The sequence below is a fragment of the Glycomyces halotolerans genome (assembly GCF_054779575.1).
Genome location: NZ_BAAGXZ010000010.1, coordinates 68,976 through 86,784 on the forward strand (window position 1 = coordinate 68,976; position 17,809 = coordinate 86,784).

Annotated in this window: 12 protein-coding genes; 10 read left to right on the forward strand and 2 right to left on the reverse strand. The window is 66.4% G+C overall.

The features are described from left to right. Positions 1-2: 2 nt before the first annotated feature. Both ACYVL2_RS10705 and ACYVL2_RS10710 read right to left on the reverse strand, forming a co-directional pair. A complete protein-coding gene (locus ACYVL2_RS10705; protein WP_460543038.1) occupies positions 3-905 on the reverse strand; it encodes an ABC transporter permease in 903 nt (300 codons plus the stop codon). A gap of 2 nt (positions 906-907) precedes the next feature. Beyond that, entirely contained in the window at positions 908-2,005 is a 1,098-nt protein-coding gene (locus ACYVL2_RS10710; protein ID WP_460543040.1) for an ABC transporter permease, read from the reverse strand. A gap of 367 nt (positions 2,006-2,372) precedes the next feature. On the opposite strand from ACYVL2_RS10710, the gene ACYVL2_RS10715 reads away from it, so the two are divergent. The 10 genes from ACYVL2_RS10715 to ACYVL2_RS10760 all read left to right on the forward strand — a co-directional run bounded on the left by ACYVL2_RS10715 (position 2,373) and on the right by ACYVL2_RS10760 (position 17,708). Continuing rightward, complete coding sequence (locus ACYVL2_RS10715; RefSeq protein ID WP_460543042.1) at positions 2,373-3,596, forward strand: NADP-dependent isocitrate dehydrogenase; 1,224 nt, start codon at positions 2,373-2,375, stop codon at positions 3,594-3,596. Positions 3,597-3,779: 183 nt separating this feature from the next. After that, entirely contained in the window at positions 3,780-4,514 is a 735-nt protein-coding gene (locus tag ACYVL2_RS10720; protein WP_460543044.1) for a phosphocholine cytidylyltransferase family protein, read from the forward strand. Next, the gene (locus tag ACYVL2_RS10725) at positions 4,514-5,563 is read left to right on the forward strand and encodes an iron-containing alcohol dehydrogenase family protein (protein WP_460543045.1); all 1,050 of its coding nucleotides are present in this window, start codon (positions 4,514-4,516) and stop codon (positions 5,561-5,563) included. Before ACYVL2_RS10720 ends, ACYVL2_RS10725 begins: the two co-directional genes overlap by 1 nt. A gap of 571 nt (positions 5,564-6,134) precedes the next feature. After that, a complete protein-coding gene (locus tag ACYVL2_RS10730; RefSeq protein ID WP_460543162.1) occupies positions 6,135-6,950 on the forward strand; it encodes an ABC transporter permease in 816 nt (271 codons plus the stop codon). Positions 6,951-7,320: 370 nt separating this feature from the next. Then, positions 7,321-9,393: an acyltransferase family protein gene (locus tag ACYVL2_RS10735; protein WP_460543047.1), complete on the forward strand. Its 2,073-nt coding sequence runs from the start codon at positions 7,321-7,323 to the stop codon at positions 9,391-9,393. A gap of 111 nt (positions 9,394-9,504) precedes the next feature. Then, entirely contained in the window at positions 9,505-11,997 is a 2,493-nt protein-coding gene (locus ACYVL2_RS10740) for a glycosyltransferase (protein WP_460543049.1), read from the forward strand. 35 nt (positions 11,998-12,032) lie between these two features. After that, the gene (locus ACYVL2_RS10745; protein WP_460543051.1) at positions 12,033-12,680 is read left to right on the forward strand and encodes a hypothetical protein; all 648 of its coding nucleotides are present in this window, start codon (positions 12,033-12,035) and stop codon (positions 12,678-12,680) included. Further along, complete coding sequence (locus tag ACYVL2_RS10750; RefSeq protein WP_460543053.1) at positions 12,677-13,024, forward strand: hypothetical protein; 348 nt, start codon at positions 12,677-12,679, stop codon at positions 13,022-13,024. The genes ACYVL2_RS10745 and ACYVL2_RS10750 overlap by 4 nt, the downstream gene beginning before the upstream one ends. Positions 13,025-13,148: 124 nt before the next feature. Further along, complete coding sequence (locus ACYVL2_RS10755) at positions 13,149-15,974, forward strand: glycosyltransferase family 2 protein (protein WP_460543055.1); 2,826 nt, start codon at positions 13,149-13,151, stop codon at positions 15,972-15,974. A gap of 27 nt (positions 15,975-16,001) precedes the next feature. Next, positions 16,002-17,708 carry a glycosyltransferase family 2 protein gene (locus tag ACYVL2_RS10760; protein ID WP_460543057.1) on the forward strand — a complete coding sequence of 569 codons (1,707 nt, stop codon included), beginning with the start codon at positions 16,002-16,004 and terminating at the stop codon, positions 17,706-17,708. The last annotated feature ends 101 nt before the right edge of the window (positions 17,709-17,809 follow it).

Below are 17,809 nucleotides of genomic sequence, written 5' to 3' on the forward strand. Positions count from 1 at the left end.
TTTCACCTTTCCCTCAGGCGGGGGTTGAGGGCCTGGTCGAGGCCGCGGCTCATGGTGACCAGTCCGATCGTGAAGAGCACGATCATGACCAGTGGGGCGATGACGTACGGCAGGGCGCTGGAGTTGAGGTAGAAGTTGTCGCGCCAGGAGATGTGGATCATCAGGCCCCAGTTGGGGGTGCCCGAGGGCATGAGGCCGAGGACGTAGAGGCCGACGATGGCGTAGATGGCCTGGTTCACGGCGATGACGAAGTTGATGAAGATGAAGCCGGCCATGTTGGGCAGGATCTCTCTGAAGACGATCCTGGCGGCGCCGAGGTTCTGGAGTTTCGCGGCTTCGACGAACTCGCGTTCCTTGAGGCTCATGACCTGTGCTCGGATGGAGCGGAACAGGAAGGCCCACATGGTGGAGCCGACGACCAGGGAGATGCCCCAGGGCGGGATGTTCTCGAAGAAGGCGACGACGGAGAGCATCAGGAGGAACTGGGGGATGGTGACGGTGACGTCGGTGAGTTGGAGGAGGACGGCGTCGAGGCGGCCGCGGAAGTAGCCGGCGGCGGAGCCGAGCGCGACGGCGACGGCGACGGCGAGGCTGGCGGCGAGCGCGCCGACCCAGATCGGTTCGGCGCCGGAGTTGACGAGGATCGTGAAGGTGTCCTTGCCTTCGTACTGGGTGCCGAGCCAGTGGTCGGCCGAGGGGCTCTGCCAGATCCTGGTGACGTCGGTGGGGTTGTGCTGGTCGATGAGCAGGGGTCCGACGAAGGAGAACAGGACGATGGCGAGGACGAGCAGGCTGCCGGCGAAGCCGGCGGGGGAGCGGGTCAGGCCGGTCCAGATCTGGGCGAGTGCGCTCTCGCGGCGGCCGGCGGCGGGCTCGTCGGTGGCGGCGGGGGTCTGGTCGATCATGTTCACGCCTCCTCTCCTGCGGTTTTGATGCGGGGGTCGACTTTGCTGAGGACGAGGTCGACGGTGAGGCTGGCGATGACCACGGAGGTGGCGAGGATGATGACGGCGGCTTGGACGACGGGGTAGTCGCGGTTGCCGATGGCTTTGATGAGCATCTGGCCGACGCCGGGGTAGTCGAGGATCTGCTCGATGACGATGGAGCCGCCGACGAGGGTGCCCATGGCGAGGGCGATCTGCGGGATGACCGGGAGGAGGGCGTTGCGGCCGACGTAGGAGCGGCTGATGCGTCCGCTGGTGAGGCCGCGGGCGCGGGCGACGGTCACGTAGTCCTCGGTGAGCACTTCGGTGGTCGCGGCTTTCATGTTGAGCATGAAGGTGCCGGTGGCGGTGAAGGAGAAGGCCAGGATCGGCAGGATCGCGTGGTAGAGGGCGTCGCCGATGAAGACGGCGTTGAGTCCGGGTTCGACGCCGGCGGTGACGCGGCCGCGCATGTCGAGGAACGGCAGGACCTGGAGGACGGTGTAGCCGATGACGACTACGGCGGCGATGAGGATGTAGTTCGGCACGGCGGTGAGGAAGGAGCCGATGGAGGTCATGGCGTGGTCGAAGGCCGAGCCGCGGCGGTAGGCCATGATCATGCCGATGGTGAGGCCGAGGGTGACGGCGAGGACGACGCCGGCGCCGACGGCGAAGAGCGTCCAGGGCAGGTATTCCATGACGTAGTCGAAGACGGTGGTGCTGGGACTGGTCAGGGAGTTGCCGAGGTCGAGGGTGACGAGGCCTTGGAGGAAGTCGAGGTACTGGGACCACAGGGGGGCGCTGGTGTCGTAGTGGACGATGTTCTGCGCGGTGGCCATGGCCTGCTCGTGGGACATGCCGGCGCTGTTGAGGCGTCCGGCCATGATCTCGATGGGATCGCCGGGCATGAAGTGCATGAGCAGGAAGGTGATGGTGGAGACCAGCCAGATCACGAAGACCGACTGGCGGATGCGGCGGAAGGCGTAGGAGTTCCATGCGCGATGGAGGATGCCGAGCGGGGCCTGTCGTGGAGGGGCCGCGCCGGCCGCATCCGTCGGCGGGGGTGCGGTTGGTGCTGTCACCGGCACTCCTTCGTGCGTGAGCTGGTTGGCATCTGGCGGGAAGCGGCTGCGAAACAAACTGGAAAGAATGTTTCTAGTTAACGAACTTACCCGTGGTGACGTGTCGCACGCCAGCCCTGAGACGGAATCGTTACGTTGAACTTCAGATAGCGTTTCCCCTGGTCCGGCAGACGGGGACGCATCGACAGTAGCCACTGGAGGCGCCCGGCCGGCAGCGGCGCGGTCGCCGGCGGCTGTGACGAGAGCCTCGGGGACCGGGTTGTCGCCCCGCCTCCACCACCCAGTACGCTCGTACTGTTAGTAGCAGTGCGTCCACGCCACCCACCGAGCGGCGCGATCCGTGAAGCGCTAGGAGAGGTACGAACCCATGGCCAAGATCAGAGTCCAGGGCCCTGTCGTCGAACTCGACGGCGACGAGATGACCCGCATCATCTGGCAGAAGATCAAAGACGAGCTCGTCCACCCCTACCTGGACGTGGACCTCAAGTACTACGACCTCTCCATCCAGTCCCGCGACGCCACCGACGACCAGATCACCGTCGACGCCGCGAACGCGATCGCCGAGCACCACGTCGGCGTCAAGTGCGCCACCATCACCCCCGACGAGGCCCGCGTCGAGGAGTTCGGCCTCAAGAAGATGTGGCGCAGCCCCAACGGCACCATCCGCAACATCCTCGGCGGCGTGGTCTTCCGCGAGCCGATCATCATGAACAACGTGCCGCGCCTGGTACCGGGCTGGACCAAGCCGATCATCATCGGCCGCCACGCCCACGGCGACCAGTACAAGGCCACCGACTTCAAGGTCGACCGCCCCGGCACCCTGACCGTCACCTTCACCCCCGAGGACGGCTCCGAGCCGATGGAGTTCGAAGTCGCCCGCTACCCGGAGGGCGGCGGCGTGGCCATGAGCATGTACAACTTCAAGAAGTCGATCGAGGACTTCGCCCGCGCCTCCTTCCGCTACGGCCTGGCGCGCAACTACCCGGTCTACATGTCGACCAAGAACACCATCCTCAAGGCCTACGACGGCATGTTCAAGGACGTCTTCCAGGAGGTGTTCGACAACGAGTTCAAGGCCGACTTCGAGGCCGCCGGACTGACCTACGAGCACCGACTCATCGACGACATGGTCGCCGCCGCGCTCAAATGGGAGGGCGGCTACGTGTGGGCCTGCAAGAACTACGACGGCGACGTCCAGTCCGACACCGTCGCCCAGGGCTTCGGCTCCCTCGGCCTGATGACCTCGGTGCTCATGACCCCCGACGGCCGGACGGTCGAGGCCGAGGCCGCCCACGGCACCGTCACCCGCCACTACCGCCAGCACCAGGCCGGCAAGAAGACCTCGACCAACCCGATCGCCTCGATCTTCGCCTGGACCAGGGGCCTGGCCCACCGCGGCAAGCTCGACGGCACGCCCGAGGTCACCGCCTTCGCCGGCGAGCTCGAGCAGGTCGTCATCGACACCGTCCAGGGCGGCAAGATGACCAAGGACCTCGCGATGCTGGTCGGCGGCGAGCAGGAGTGGCTGACCACCGACGAGTTCCTCGACACCCTCTCGGAGAACCTCTCCAAGAAAGTCGCCGCTAAATAGGTGACGGCCGTAACTCGCCGACGGCGAGTTCGTTGAGCAGAGTGCGGTGCGCGAGAGCGAACCGTCCCTTCCCAGTTGGAGGCCCCAGTCGAAGTGCTCTGCAGCACTCTTGGCCGGGGCCTCCCCCCTTTGGCGGCTTGTAAACTGAGGCGGCCAACGAATTCGAGCGGAAGGCACCAACACGTGAGAGGCGTCATCCTCGCCGCCGGACAGGGGCGGCGGCTCCGTCCCGACACCGACGAGCTGCCCAAGACCCTGCTGCCGCTCAACGACTCCGAGACCATCCTCGACACCATCGTGGCCGGCCTGGTCGCGGTCGGCATCGACGACATCGCCGTCACCGTCGGGCACGCGGCCGACAGGATCCGCGACCACCGCCCCGCCCTCGAAGCCCGCTACAGCGCCCGCGTCACCCTGATCGACAACGACCGCCCCGACTGGAACAACGCCTACTCCCTGTGGACGGCCCGCGAACACTTCCGCGACGGCGCCGTCCTGGTCAACGGCGACACCGTCCACCCCCACAGCATCGAATCGCGCCTCCTGGCCGAAGCCGAGCACTCCTCCCAGCTCCTGCTGGCCCTGGACGACCACAAGACCCTCACCGACGAGGCCATGAAGGTCCGCATCGGCCCCGCGGGCGTCGAACTCATCCACAAGGAGCAGCCGGTCGCGACCGCCGCCGGCGAGTACATCGGCGTCAGCCTCATCCCCGCCGGACTCGCCGACGACCTCGTCAAAGCCCTCGAAGAGACCTACACCCGCGACCACACCCGCTACTACGAGGACGCCTACCAGCTGCTCGCCGAGCGCGGCGAAGTCGCCACCGTCTCCACCGGCCCGGTCGCCTGGACCGAGGTCGACGACCACGCCGACTGGGCCGCCGCCAAAGCGATCCACGCCGAGAAGGGGCGCTAGTGCCGCTCCTCGCCCGCACCGTACTGGCGCCGCTGGCCGTCGAGGTCGCGCCCGGCGCCCTCGCGAGGCTGCCCGAACTGCTGTTCGACACCAGAATCTCCTCCGGCGGCCGCGTCGCCGTCGCACTCGGCCCCGGCCTCGGCCCCGAGATCGCCGCCAGGCTCGAACTGCCCGACGCCGTCGTCCACACCATCGCCCCCGGCACCCTCGCCAGCGCCCACGACCTCGCCTCCAAGCTGCGCGGCGACCGCGTCGACGCCCTGGTCGGCATCGGCGGCGGACGCCTGATCGACACCGCGAAATACGCCGCCACCGAACTGGGCCTGCCGATGGTCTCGGTGGCCACCAGCCTCGCCCACGACGGCATCGCCTCCCCGACCGCCTCACTGGTGCGCGAAGGCGCCTCCATCTCCTACGGCGTCCACACCCCGCTGGCGGTGCTCGCCGACCTCGAGTTCATCCGCCGCGCCCCCGCCTCGCAGCTGCGCGGCGGCATCGGCGACGCGCTCACCAACCTCTCGGCGATCGCCGACTGGGAGCTGTCGCACCGGGTCACCGGCGAAGCGGTCGACGGACTGGCCCTGGCCATCGCCAGGTCCGGCGCCGAAGCGGTCCTGCGCCACCCCGGCGGCATCGGCGACGACTCGTTCCTGACCACGCTGGCGAACGCCCTCGTCCAAGGTGGCCTGGCGATGGGCATGGCCGGCTCCTCGCGGCCCTGCTCGGGGGGCTGCCACGAGATCTCGCACGCCCTCGACGTCATGCACCCGGGCTTGGCCCAGCACGGCGAGCAGGGCGCGATCGGGGCGCTGTTCTGCACCTGGCTGCGCGGCGACCGCGAGCTGTTCGGCGAACTCGCCTCGGCCATGAAACGTCACGGCCTGCCGAGAACTCCGGGCGAACTCGGTCTCACAGTGGAGGAACTCACCTCCGCGATCGAGTACGCTCCGAGGACCCGGCCGGGCCGTTATACGATTCTCGAACATCGTGAACTGGATCCGGTGGCCATCAGCCGTCACCTCACGGAGATGATGCATGAGCTCGATTAGCCCTCACCCTGACGGACTCTCCGGTGGCAACCCCGGAGACGGCGACGGTGAGAACCCGGACGCCCCGGCCACCCAGGGCGGCTATGGAACCGGGCCATCAAGCTCCCCCGGCCTCTACCCGCCGGGCGCCACCAGCTCCGGTTCGGCGGCCTTCGCGAGCGCCCCGCCCGGCGCCGGCCCGCACGGGCCGCAGGCCCCGCAGGCGTACGGGCCCCCGAGCCACCAAGCCCCGCAAGGGCCACCGCCGGGAGGCTACGGCGCGCCGCCGCCTCCGCCGAACCCCGGCTACGGGCAGCCGCCCCAGGCCCCGAACCCGCAGACGCAGCAGCCGCAGGCTCCCTATGGTCGGCCGCCCCAGGCGCAGCAGCCGCCGCAGGGCCAGATGCCGCCGGCGCCGTACGCCAGCCGTCCCGAGCCCGGCCGCGACATGCCGATGGCCGGCGCCTCACCGATTCGCCGAAACATCGACGACACCGCTGAGCTCCCGGCATTCTTGGACTCGGCGATGAGCGACGAGAGCCCGAACCGGGACCCGAAGGCGCCCGAGCGAGGGGTGACCCGCAAGTTCCCCCTGACCACGGGCTTCACCGCCCTGCTCCGCCACCGCCACGCCCTGTCGGTGCTCATTCGTCGCGATCTGGCGGTCAAGTACCAGTCGACCTTCATGGGCTATGTGTGGTCGCTGATCGAACCGCTCGGTCTGGCGCTCATCTACTGGCTGATCTTCAGCGTCGTCTTCGACAGCGGACGGGACCTGCCGGGCGACGCCGGATATCCGCTGTTCATCGTGTCCGGCATCTTCGCCTGGCAGTGGTTCACCACCGCGGTCAACGAAGGCACCAAGTCCCTAGGCGGGCAATCGAGCCTCATCACCGTCATGAAGGTGCCCAGAGAGGTCTTCCCGGTCTCGAAGGTCGCCGCCAGGTTCGCCGAATACGTCGTCGGCTTCCCGATCCTCATCCTCATGGCCGTGTTCTTCGGAGGGCGGTTCGGCGTCAACCTGCTGTGGCTGATCCCGGCGATCCTGGTGCAGGCCATGTTCCTCACCGGCCTGGTGTTCATCCTCGCGGCGATCAACGTGCTGTACAAGGACGTGCAGCGGTTCATGTCGCTGTTCATGCGCGTCCTGTTCTACACCTCCGCGATCATCTACCCGCTGCAGCGGGTAGAGGAGGCCCTGAAGTCGCAGGACTTGGAGGTCGCGTACACCATCTTCACGTTCAATCCGCTGGTGACGATCTTCCAGCTGCACCGGGCGGTGTGGATTCCGGGACTCGCCCCGAACGCGTACCAGATCGCCACCGCCGTCGGCGTCTCGATAATCCTGCTGTTCTTCGGCCGCTGGATCTTCTACCGCCTCGAGCCGCGCGTCCTGAAGGCCCTGTAGACCCTTCGCGGCCGCGGGGACGAAGCGTGTCGACGCAGTGAGTTCTTTGTACGATGGTGAATATGGTTCGAGTTGCGGCGTAAGAGCGTCGCCTTCCACAACCGCACCATCGGAGCGACCGTGAGTCGTGCGCGAGCATCGGCGCGCCGTTCGTTCCCATGGACCCCCGGACGGAGACAGTAGCTTTATGACCTCGCCCCAGCCCCCGAGGCCCCATACCAGACGCACCGCGGGGGCGGCTCTCGACGAGGACACCATGCACCTCCCGTTGACCACTCCGGGACCCGCTTCCGCGACCAGGCCGTCCGCTCCGAGTCCTTACCCGCCGAGGGCGCCGTTCCGCCCCCCGCCCGCCCCGGCCGCTCCCTCCATGCGTCCGCCGCGTCCGGAACGCTGGGAGGGGACCGGCTTCCGACCCGACATCCAAGGGATGCGAGCCATCGCGGTCACGCTCGTGCTGCTGTCGCACGCGGGCTTCACCTTCGCCTCGGGCGGCTACGTCGGCGTCGACGTCTTCTTCGTCCTCTCCGGTTTCCTGATCACCTCACTGCTGATCAAAGAGGTCTTCGACACTGGAACGATCTCGTTGGCCGACTTCTTCTCTCGGCGGGCCAGACGCATCCTTCCAGCGGCGGGGATCGTGCTCATCGCGACCGTAGTCGCCTCGTGGCTATGGTTCCCCGTGACGCGCCTCGAAGCGGTGATGCAGGACGCGTTCACCGTCATCGTCTACGCGGTGAACTTCAGGTTCATCATCGAGCAGACCGAATACCTGAACGCCGACCAGATGCCCTCGCCGTTCCAGCAGTACTGGTCACTCGCCGTCGAAGAGCAGTTCTACCTGGTGTGGCCGCTACTGCTCCTGTGCCTCCTCGTGATGGCGAAGCGAGCGCCCCGCCGGGCACTGAACATGGGGGTCGGGGTCGTCCTCGTCGTCTTCGTGCTGTCGCTCATCACCTCCGTACTCGTCACCGAGTCCTCGCCGACGGCCGCCTTCTATGCGCCCCACACGCGCGCCTGGGAGCTGGCCGGGGGAGCGCTGCTCGCGATGACGTTGCCGTACTGGAAACGGACGCCGAAGTCCCTCGCCGCCGTGCTCGGCGTCATCGGACTCGTAGCCGTACTCGCATCGGCACTGCTGTACACCGACCGGACTCCGTTCCCCGGATATACGGCATTGCTGCCAGTCTGCGGCACGATGCTGCTGATCATCGCCGGCACGGCACCCGGGGGCAATCTCGTCTCCTCGATGTTGTCGACCGCGCCGTTCCAGTTCGTCGGCAAGATCTCCTACAGCCTCTATCTGTGGCATTGGCCGGTGCTGATCCTCGCGCCGCTAGCGCTCGGCGTCGAACCGTCGCTGTCGCTCAACGTGATCCTCTTGACCGGCACGTTCGCCCTCTCGCAGTTCTCATACGCCTATATCGAGACGCCGATCCGCACCGCCGCACCGCTTAAGAAGCACCCGTTCTATGGGATCGCGGCGGGCGTGGCGTGCTCGTTCCTCGGACTGGCCATGATCCTCGTCCTCACGATCGGATTTCCCAAAGCCCCGCACAGCAGCGGACCGACCGACCTGACGGCCATCGAGGAGTTCGACGAACGCAGCGACTTCGAGCAGCGCCTCGTCGACGGGCTCGAAATCGACGAGGCGCCGTCCGACCTGGTGCCGGAGCTCGCCTCGATAGAGGACGACAAGCCGGCGGTCTACTACAACGGCTGCCACCTCGGCTTCGACGAGGTGGAACTCCCGGAGGGATGCTGGAGCGGCGGCGCGGACGCGGACACGACAGTCGTGCTCTTCGGCGATTCCCACGCCGCCCAATGGTTTCCAGCGTTCGATGCGATCGCCGAAGAGAACGGCTGGGCCCTGCTCACGAGGACCAAGAGCTCATGCACGCCGGTTTCAGTGGCCGTGCTCGACACTCAAGAGAACCCGTACGGCGCTTGCGACGACTGGAGACGCGAAGTCTTCGCCGAGATGGCCGAGATCAAGCCGGACCTGGTGGTGGTGACGACTTCCGACAACACCAAGTTGGCTCAGGAGACGACCGGGGACGGCGGCGCGCTGTGGGAGGAGGGCTGGGCCACGACGCTCGCCGAGATCACTCCCCACGCGCGAAACGTGGTCACACTCAACGACACCCCGTTGGCCACCGGAATGCCTGCGCCCGAATGCATCGCGATCAATCAGAACTCAGTCGGCGATTGTTATGAGGACCCATATATCATCGCCCACACGGAGCGTCGGTACGCCGCACAAGTCGCGCAAGAAGACGCCGGTGTGATCAGCATCGACACGGAATCGTGGTTCTGTTTCAGGAGCCAGTGCCCGATCATCGTCGAGAACGTCCTCGTGTATCGAGACGGCAATCATATGACCACCGTCTACGCGAAGTCCCTGGCGGGACTTCTCGAGAAAGCCTTGCCGCAGGACCTGTGACCGCAGCCGGCGCCGCGTTGAACGACGACGCGAGCGAAGCGGGGACTCTCGCAGCTCACGGCATGGTCTCGGTCCCCGATGAATTGACCATATAGGAAAGGTATACGAGGCATGGAAGGGACGACCGCAGACTCGCTGAGACGTATGCTGCTGGACGACTACAGAGACACGTACAAGAAGCGAGAGCCGGCGTCGCTGCCCAATTCCGTCATCAGAAGCTTCAGCGAGGACACCGCGGAGCTGCTGGCGCACCATGTCTTGGACGGCACCGGCGAGTTCGCCGATATAGTCGACGTCGCCGAAGCCGGTAAATTCCTGCGAAACGACATCAAATGGTCGCAAATACATCCCTCGAGACTCGCCATGGCCGCCCGAGTCCTCGCCCTTCGCGCCGAGAGCGCCTCCGAGTTCGCGCGGGCACAGCGATTCTACGACCTGCTGGTCCGCACCCACGGAGCCGAGCGAATGCCCGACTTCCATCAAGGCGTCCATATCCAGCTCGCGTTCCGCAACCGGGACATCCGCCGAACCCGGACCCTACTGGCGGATTACCCGAGAAGTCCGGCACCGGTTCGATCGACTATGGAGCTCAATCTCGCCAACCCGCTGATCGACCCGTCGAGTCACTGGGACGCGTGGTTCTCGAAGCTCCAGAACCTCATGCCTTCCGCTCGCTTCTCCATGTCCCAGGACGATCCGGAGCAGTCGCCGCTGGACCGCCTGCGAGCCGACCCGCTGAGCAGCGTCCGCGACGCCGCGACGGTGACCGTGGTGGTGACGTGCTTCGAACCGGACGAACAACTCCTCACCGCCGTACGCTCGATATCACGGCAGTCATGGGAGAACCTCGATATCCTCGTCATCGACGACGCGTCGTCCCACGACTGCCGCCCAGTGCTCAAGTCCTGCGAGGCGATCGACGAGCGCGTAAGGGTCGTGAGGCTAGAGGAGAATCGCGGCACCTACCATGCCCGAAACCTCGGCTTGGATCTCGCTCACGGTGAGTTCGTGACCTTCCAGGACTCCGACGACTGGAGCCACCCGCAGCGCATCGAGGGACTGATGCGGCTGCTGCTCGCCGACGATGCGGCGAAAGCCGTGGTCGCAGACGGCATCAAGATCGGTTCGGACCTGACTGTGGACCGAGTGGGCCGTCCGCTCATCGACGTCAGCATGCCCACGACGATGTTCCGCCTGTCGGAAGTGCGCGACCGCATCGGCTACTTCCACGACATCCGCAGATCTGCGGACGGTGAGTACCTCGACCGGATCCGCGCCGCTTTCGGAGAGAACTCCGTGATTCGCGAGCGGAGCACCGCCTACAAGCTGATCAGGCAGACTGCGGACTCGCTTTCCCGCGGCGACTTCGGGGCCGGAGGCTGGATGCATCCGGCGCGGGAAGCGTACATGTCCGCCATCCGTCTGTGGCACGGACAGATCCGCGAGGGCCGGAGCGAACCGTATATGCCGCGGGAGGGCAACCGCCGACGACTGCCGGTCCACCGACACCTGTCCGGGGAGGCCGTCGAGCGCCCGATGAAGTACGACTTCGTGTTCGCCACCGACTGGCGGCCCTACGGAGCCCCGGCCAAGGCCATCATCGAGGAGATCAGAGCACTCAAGGCCGCCGGCCGCACCCTCGGTGTCCTGCAGCTGGAGACACTCCGGTACATGGCCGCCTACACGCGGCCGCTCTGCGCGCCGATCCAGGCGCTCATCAACGAGGGGGTGGTAGACCGGCTGCTGCCCGTCGACGAAGTCGAGGTCGGCGCACTCATCATCCGGTATCCGCCCGTGCTGCAGTTCAAGCCTGGAACCGAATTCAAACTCAAGGCCGATCGGGTCGTCATCCTCGCGAACCAAGCGCCTTCAGAGGGCGACGGCAGTGACCGACGCTATGTGGCCGCGGACTGCTCGGCCAACGCGCGCTCTATGTTCGGGGTCGAGCCGGAATGGCTGCCGGAGGGCCGGCAGACCCGGGCGGCCCTCGAATCCGAGGGCACACTGCCGGCATCGGCGATCCTCGACACGGAGTTCCCCTGCGTCGTCGACCCCGCCGAGTGGGCGATGCCGCGAAGGCGATTCCGGAGCGATCTGCCGGTGATCGGACGGCACTCACGTGACCATTACACGAAGTGGCCCGCCACGAAGGAACAGCTGCTAGAGGTGTACCCGGACGATCGCGGCATCGATGTTCGGATCATGGGGGGAACCACCGCGGCGGCGAACCTGCTCGAAACCGGTCTACCGCCCAACTGGACCTCCTTCGAGTACGACGCCATGAATGTGAAGGCGTTCCTCTATCAGCTCGACTTCTGGATCTACTTCCACCATCCGGTGCTCATCGAGTCGTTCGGACTGGCGGTACTGGAAGCCATGGCCACCGGATGCGTCGTCGTATTGCCCGAGCGATTCGAGCCTACGTTCGGGCCCGGCGCGGTGTACTGCCGCGAAAACCAGGTCCAGGACGTGATACGAGAATTCTATGGCGACTTCGCGCGGTTCAAGGCGCAGAGCGACAAAGGACTGGAGACGGTCCGGCGCCGGTTCAGCCACGGCTCGATGCTCGAGCGCCTTGAGCGGTTGTCGCTCCTGGTATCATGAGCTGGAGTGCAGTGCCTGGTGAGACGGGCCTCCCGGTGACCCCGAGCCCCGATGGAGTCGAAATGAGACCGATCCCCAAGTGGATTGCTGCCGTGTGCCTTTTGGCCTTCACCACGGCATGCTCCGCCACTGAAGGAGACGGTGACGCACCGGTGGAAGAGGACGTGTCCGTCACCTCGGAGAGCCCGGCCGAAGAGCCGGCGGTCCACACCGCTCCGATCCTGCCCGAATTCGCCGTTCCCGACGGATTCGCCCGGATCGAGGACGGCGAGATTCCGTTCAAGCTCGAATATGAGAGCGAGACGAGCGCCTATGGGTTCGGCGATGCCGCTTCCGACGTCATCTATGTGACGGCGTACCTGCTGCCCGAAGACCGCGTGCCCGAGAACTACCAGCAGATGGCGCCGCTGGTGGCCGAATACGACGAGGCCAGCGCGAACGAGATCGACGACTCCGTGACCACCCGCTCGATCACTCACGGCCGTCATGGAGTCTTTCGATACGCGGAGGTACGGGACTCGGTCGGCGCCAACGCGTACCAGCGGAACTTCTTCGTCTTCGAAGGACGCCTGATGGTCCACCTGTCCTGCCAATGGCAGGCCGAGCCCGATGCGATCAAGGCTGCATGCCAAGAGATCTCTGCTTCGTTCTCGCTACCGAACCAGCGGCTGGACGGGGAATGACGACCGTGAAGCGCCGACTACAGCAACTGCGGTCGCTGCCGAGGTCGCGGAAACTCCTCTTGGCCATGAGCGTCGGAGCGGTGGCAGCCACCGCCGCAGCGGTGGCCTTGGAGCGAACCGGTATCGCACTGGTCCCCGTCGCCGCACTGCTCGCCGTCCTGGCCGCCTATCTGGTCATCTTGGAACGCCGCGTCCTCTCGGCCGTTCGGAGAGTCGACGGGAACTTGTCGAGTATCGAACAACGACTCGACCCGGATCGAATCGAGTTCATGCAGCAGCGGATCCTCGCATCGATCGAGACCGAACGGCTCGAGGTCGCGGAACGGTTCGAACGATTGCACTGAGCGCGGACAGAGCGCCGGTCGACCAAGTCCGCGGTCGATTCCGCCTGGCTCGGCGGGCACGTTCGCGCGTGGTCGGGCGGTGCGAGCAACAGCGGTATACCAGACGAAAGCCCAGGTGACTGAGTTGGCAACGGATCCAGCCCTGCAGGGTCTCCTCGCAGAGATCGAACAGGAGATCGGGCTCGTACACGGCGTGGACGCGATAGTGCGGCCGGAGCAGCACCGCTTCGAGTACCGGAGTCGCCTCTACGGGTACCGTGAGCGGCTGGCCGCCCACAAGGGAGACGAGCCGCATCCTGACATAGCGTACTTCGAGGCCCGACTCGCAATGGCGCTGAACGAGCAGGATGCCGCCGTGCCGTTGTGGCTCGAGGCCATTTCACGCTGCAGCGGTGAGAAGGCGAAACTCGCGCGGTTCCACCTCGCCATCTGCCAGAAGAACATCGGCGCCTACCATCGCGCTCGCGAGTCGCTCGCATCCTGCGAACGGCAGCGGCTCGACCGCGGCATGGTCTCACAGGTGCGTCGCGACCTGGACCTCGCCGAGTCCAAGTTCGTCGCCCATTGCCTCGGCGGGCGGTACTTTGACCTGCTCAGAAGCCGGTCGGTGTCGGCTTCCGCCCGTGCCGCGTTCATTGACGCGTACCGGGACACCGGCGCTTCCGATCCGCAGCTCTACGCCGTGTCACTCCTGTGCGAGGTCTTGGAGCAGGCCGCGCGAGGAGACCGGATCGAGGTACCGGTGCATCGGCACAGCGAAACCGAACCGCACCGGCAGGTGTTCTTCGCGGGATTCGGCTGGACCGGTTCGGGGGCCTGCTTCGACTACTACGCCCAGAGCGATCATGCGGTGGCTCCCTTCGGCGCGGGCGAGCTCACGCTCTATCGGACGCGGTTTCTGGACGCGCTGTACCGGCGCGGCGACGAGAACGGCGACAAGGCATGGCGCGCCCTCCTGGACTACCTCGAACTGACCGTGTTCGGCCTCATCGGCCGGATGGGCGGTCAACCGGGAGGCATCCAGTCACGTTCGGTGCTGCACTCGCTCGACGGCGACGGGCTCGCCGAGCGGCTCGCGCATTCACTCGGACGGCTCATGTCGGGCTACCGCGAAGGCGATCTGCGCAGATCCGTCACCCGTTTCCTCAACGACGTCACGAACCTCGGCGACCAGCCTGGCGCCGTCCACCTGTTCAACAACAGCATCAGCGGTATCCTGGCCGATCGCATCGACCTGCTGCCGGACGCGAAACTGGTCGCCGTCGTGCGCGACATCCGCGACGTCTACGTCGCTCGGAGCATCGAATCGGGGCGCATGGATCCCGAGGCCTTCGTGAAGTCGTACCGGTGGTCGTTCAACGAGTTCCAGAAGTGGTACGAGGCTACCGGCGCGAAGCACCGCGTCAGCGTGGTGCGGTTCGAGGATTTCGTCACTTCGGAGTCGTGCCGGAGGGCGCTCGGCGACGAGATCGGCGTGCCTGTCGACTCCGTCCCGGTCTCCAGCGACTCGTACCACCCCTCGGTGTCGGTGCGGAACGTCGGGCTCTACAAGACCAGCGAGCTCCAAGAGGAACTGGGGCGCGTAGCGGAGGCGCTGCCTGAGTTCGTCTGGGGAGACCACCGGTCCGGGACGACGGTCCTGAGCTCGGTCGAGTACCCGAACGAACCTGATGAGGCGCGGCTTGTTCCCGGCCTTTCCGCCGTGAAGGCGGGAGCCGCGCTGTCGCCGGAGGAGATACCGGCGGTCTACGCCGGTGCCTTCAACCCGTCTGGATTCAAGTCCCGGACAGATCGCCCCGCCGGTGTCATGCGGCTCGACAGCGGGGCCATCACGGTCCCTTCCGATTCGGGGTATCCGGAGGTGATTCCGGGTGACCGGCCGCTGCGGGACTTCGAGATCGAACACCTACGGCAGACCGAATCGGTCGAGGTGCGCTGGGGGCACCGGTATCCGTCCCCGCAAGACGTCTACAAGCTGCGCCAGCTGGCGGTGCTGGGCGTCCCACTGTACGCCTGTGATGCCGCTCCCGCGTGGGCGGACGCGCTGCTGGGAACGGAACTGGTGGACGACCTCCGCTCGTACGGGCGTTCCGACCGATCCAATCCGCTGCTGCGGGAGCACCACAGCATCGCGCTGAGGCGGATCGGACTGGACACGTTCTCGACGATCGCCACTCGGGGCGTTTCGGACGTTCCCGGCTCCGATACGGGGCTTCCCGCGGTATCGGCCGTACTCTGCAGCAACCGGCCGGAATTCGTCGAGCAGGCCATCGAGCAGGTGCGGGCGCAGAACTACCCCAACCTGGAGTTGATCGTCACGCTTCACGGACCCGCGGGCGACCTGGCGGCGAAGCTTCGATCCGATGAGGACTCCGCGGTGCCGCTGATCGTCGTCGAGGTGCCTTCCGACGTGCTGTTCGGGGAGGCGTTGAATCGCGGTGTGCGGGCCGCCTCCGGCACGATCGTCACCAAGATCGACGACGATGACTGGTACGGGCCCAACCACGTCTGGGACATGGTCAGGGCCATGCGGTATTCGAAGGCGGACATCGTAGGCGCGTTCGCCGAGTTCGTCTACCTCGGGCCGCTCGACGTCACCGTGTTCCGGCCGGCCGGCGGCGGCGAGCGCTACGGCTCCTCTCTGTCGGGCGGGACGCTCACGCTCACTCACGACCTCTTCCTCGACATCGGGGGCTATCCGGCGGTCTCGACCGGCGCCGACCGGGGCCTGATGCAGGCGCTGGAGGCGGCGCGCGCGACGGTCTACCGAACCCATGGCATGGGGTACCTGCTGAACCGGCACGACCGCGGCCACACCTGGGAGATAGAGATCTCGCATTTCCTGCAGTCGGCTCAGCACCAGTGGCACGGGACCAACCTCGCCCACATGGTGCTCAACGACCAGCTCGGCCCGTTCTTCGCGGTCACGGAGAGAATCTCAGGCTACTAGACCGGCCGCATTCGGAGAGGTGGAATCATGCCCGTGTTCAGGAACGATTACTCCAGCATCAAGGTCCCCGAGCTGGATTCGGAGTGGCGGCCGAACAAGACGGTGTCCGTCGTCATCCCCGCCCACGACAGTCAGCGAGAACTGGATCTCCTGCTCGGATCGCTGTCGGAACAGTCGTATCCGTCCGACCTGATGGAGGTGATCGTGGTCGACGACGGCAGTTTGACACCGATCGAGCTGCCGTCGGTCTGCCCGAAGCGGGCCGCCGTCGTCCGGACGTCGGACGGTGCCTGGGGCATCCCCCATGCGCTGCGGCGCGGTATGGCCGAGGCCAGCGGGGAGATCGTACTGCGCCTGGACTCGGATGTCATAGTGAACGCCGACCACGTCGCCGCCCACGCGCGGTGGCACCATGAGGTCGACTACGCGGTAGTGCTCGGCACCGTCGAATTCGTCTCCGGGCCTGACTTCCACTCCCTGAGCAGCGCCGATGTCGTCGATGCGGTCCGCGCGGACCGCATCCCGGCTGTTTTCGAGGGGGCCGAGTTCACCGCCTCGTGGACGAAGCAGCGGATTCACGATTCGGACGGGTTGCGCGAGCTCGACGCGCGCGCGTACAGCGTGGCGAACGGGGCCTCGATTTCGTTCTCGCGGTCCCTGTACGACGACGCCGGTGGAATCAGTCCCCAGATCCCTCTCGGGGAAGACACCGAGTTCGCGTTCCGGATGGCCCAGCACGGCGCCGTGTTCATACCCGATTCCGGCGCGTCCGCATGGCATCTGGGCCCTTCGTCGATGGTGCTGCGCAACCAGGAGGGGAAACGATACCGCGGCCCGTACTTCCGCAATTTCGTACCGGTCCTGCGCGAGCACCGCGCCATGTCGGGCGTGCTCCCCGCGGTCCCGCTGGTCGAGGTCGTCATACGCATCGACGCCGCCGCTTCCTTCGAGTCCGTTGCGGCAATGGCGAACGCTCTGTTCACCGGAAGCCTCAATGACGTCAAGGTGGTCCTCGAAGGACCCTGGAGTGGAATCAGCGACGACCGTGTCGCTCTTTTGGACGACCCCCAACTCGATCTGAAACTCATGCGGCAGTACTTCTCAGCCGACCCGAGAGTGGAGTTCGCTGAGGGCGTGAAGCATCACGCGGCGCCGATTCCCTATCGCCTCACCGTCACCAGCGGCGCTGAGATCGGCGGGGGGACACTCGCCGGCGTCATCGGACTCATGGACCGCAAGCGCGTGGGCGCGGTCGTCTTCGTGTTCGACCCCACCGACCCGCACTCGCACGCAGTTCTCGAGCGCACGGCCGCGGTCTCGCGGGCGGCGCGGCTGGAAGACCACGGCGCCCGGAGCCGTCTCGACCACATCAGCGAGGTCTGGGGAGTCTGGTGGGCCGACGGTGAGGACTGGTTCGCGGCCGGCAATACCGGTTCGCAGGTTCCCTCGGCTTCGGCCGCTTCGCCCGCGCGCCTGGAGAAGGACAATCAGCGGCTCAAGGCCGAGGTCGCGCGGCTGCAGCGGGCCCGCGACGCGATGGAGCAGCGGGCGAAGCACTGGGAGCAGAACGCTTACAACGCTCGCAACCGTTCGATCTCGTGGGAGAACGCGGCGATCCGTTGGGAGAAGCGCGCCGCGAAATGGGAGCAGGCGGCGAGGCGGGCGACGCTTGCCGGGCTGACGCGGAGGCTCGCCGGCAAGGTGCGGCGCAAGCTTCACCGCGAGCGCTCCTGAGAGCGACGGCCCAGTGGGGACGGATCCGAAAAGGGCGGGACGCCGCTTCGCGGCGCCCCGCCCGCCATCTGGCTGAGGCTCCCCAAGGGAACGTTGGGACG

Bases quoted from the DNA above. Each gene is read 5' to 3' on its own strand.
- ACYVL2_RS10705 (WP_460543038.1), bottom strand. From the start codon at position 905: ATGATCGACCAGACCCCCGCCGCCACCGACGAGCCCGCCGCCGGCCGC.
- ACYVL2_RS10715 (WP_460543042.1), top strand. From the start codon at position 2,373: ATGGCCAAGATCAGAGTCCAGGGCCCTGTCGTCGAACTCGACGGCGAC.
- ACYVL2_RS10735 (WP_460543047.1), top strand. From the start codon at position 7,321: ATGCGTCCGCCGCGTCCGGAACGCTGGGAGGGGACCGGCTTCCGACCC.
- ACYVL2_RS10740 (WP_460543049.1), top strand. From the start codon at position 9,505: ATGGAAGGGACGACCGCAGACTCGCTGAGACGTATGCTGCTGGACGAC.
- ACYVL2_RS10750 (WP_460543053.1), top strand. From the start codon at position 12,677: ATGACGACCGTGAAGCGCCGACTACAGCAACTGCGGTCGCTGCCGAGG.
- ACYVL2_RS10760 (WP_460543057.1), top strand. From the start codon at position 16,002: ATGCCCGTGTTCAGGAACGATTACTCCAGCATCAAGGTCCCCGAGCTG.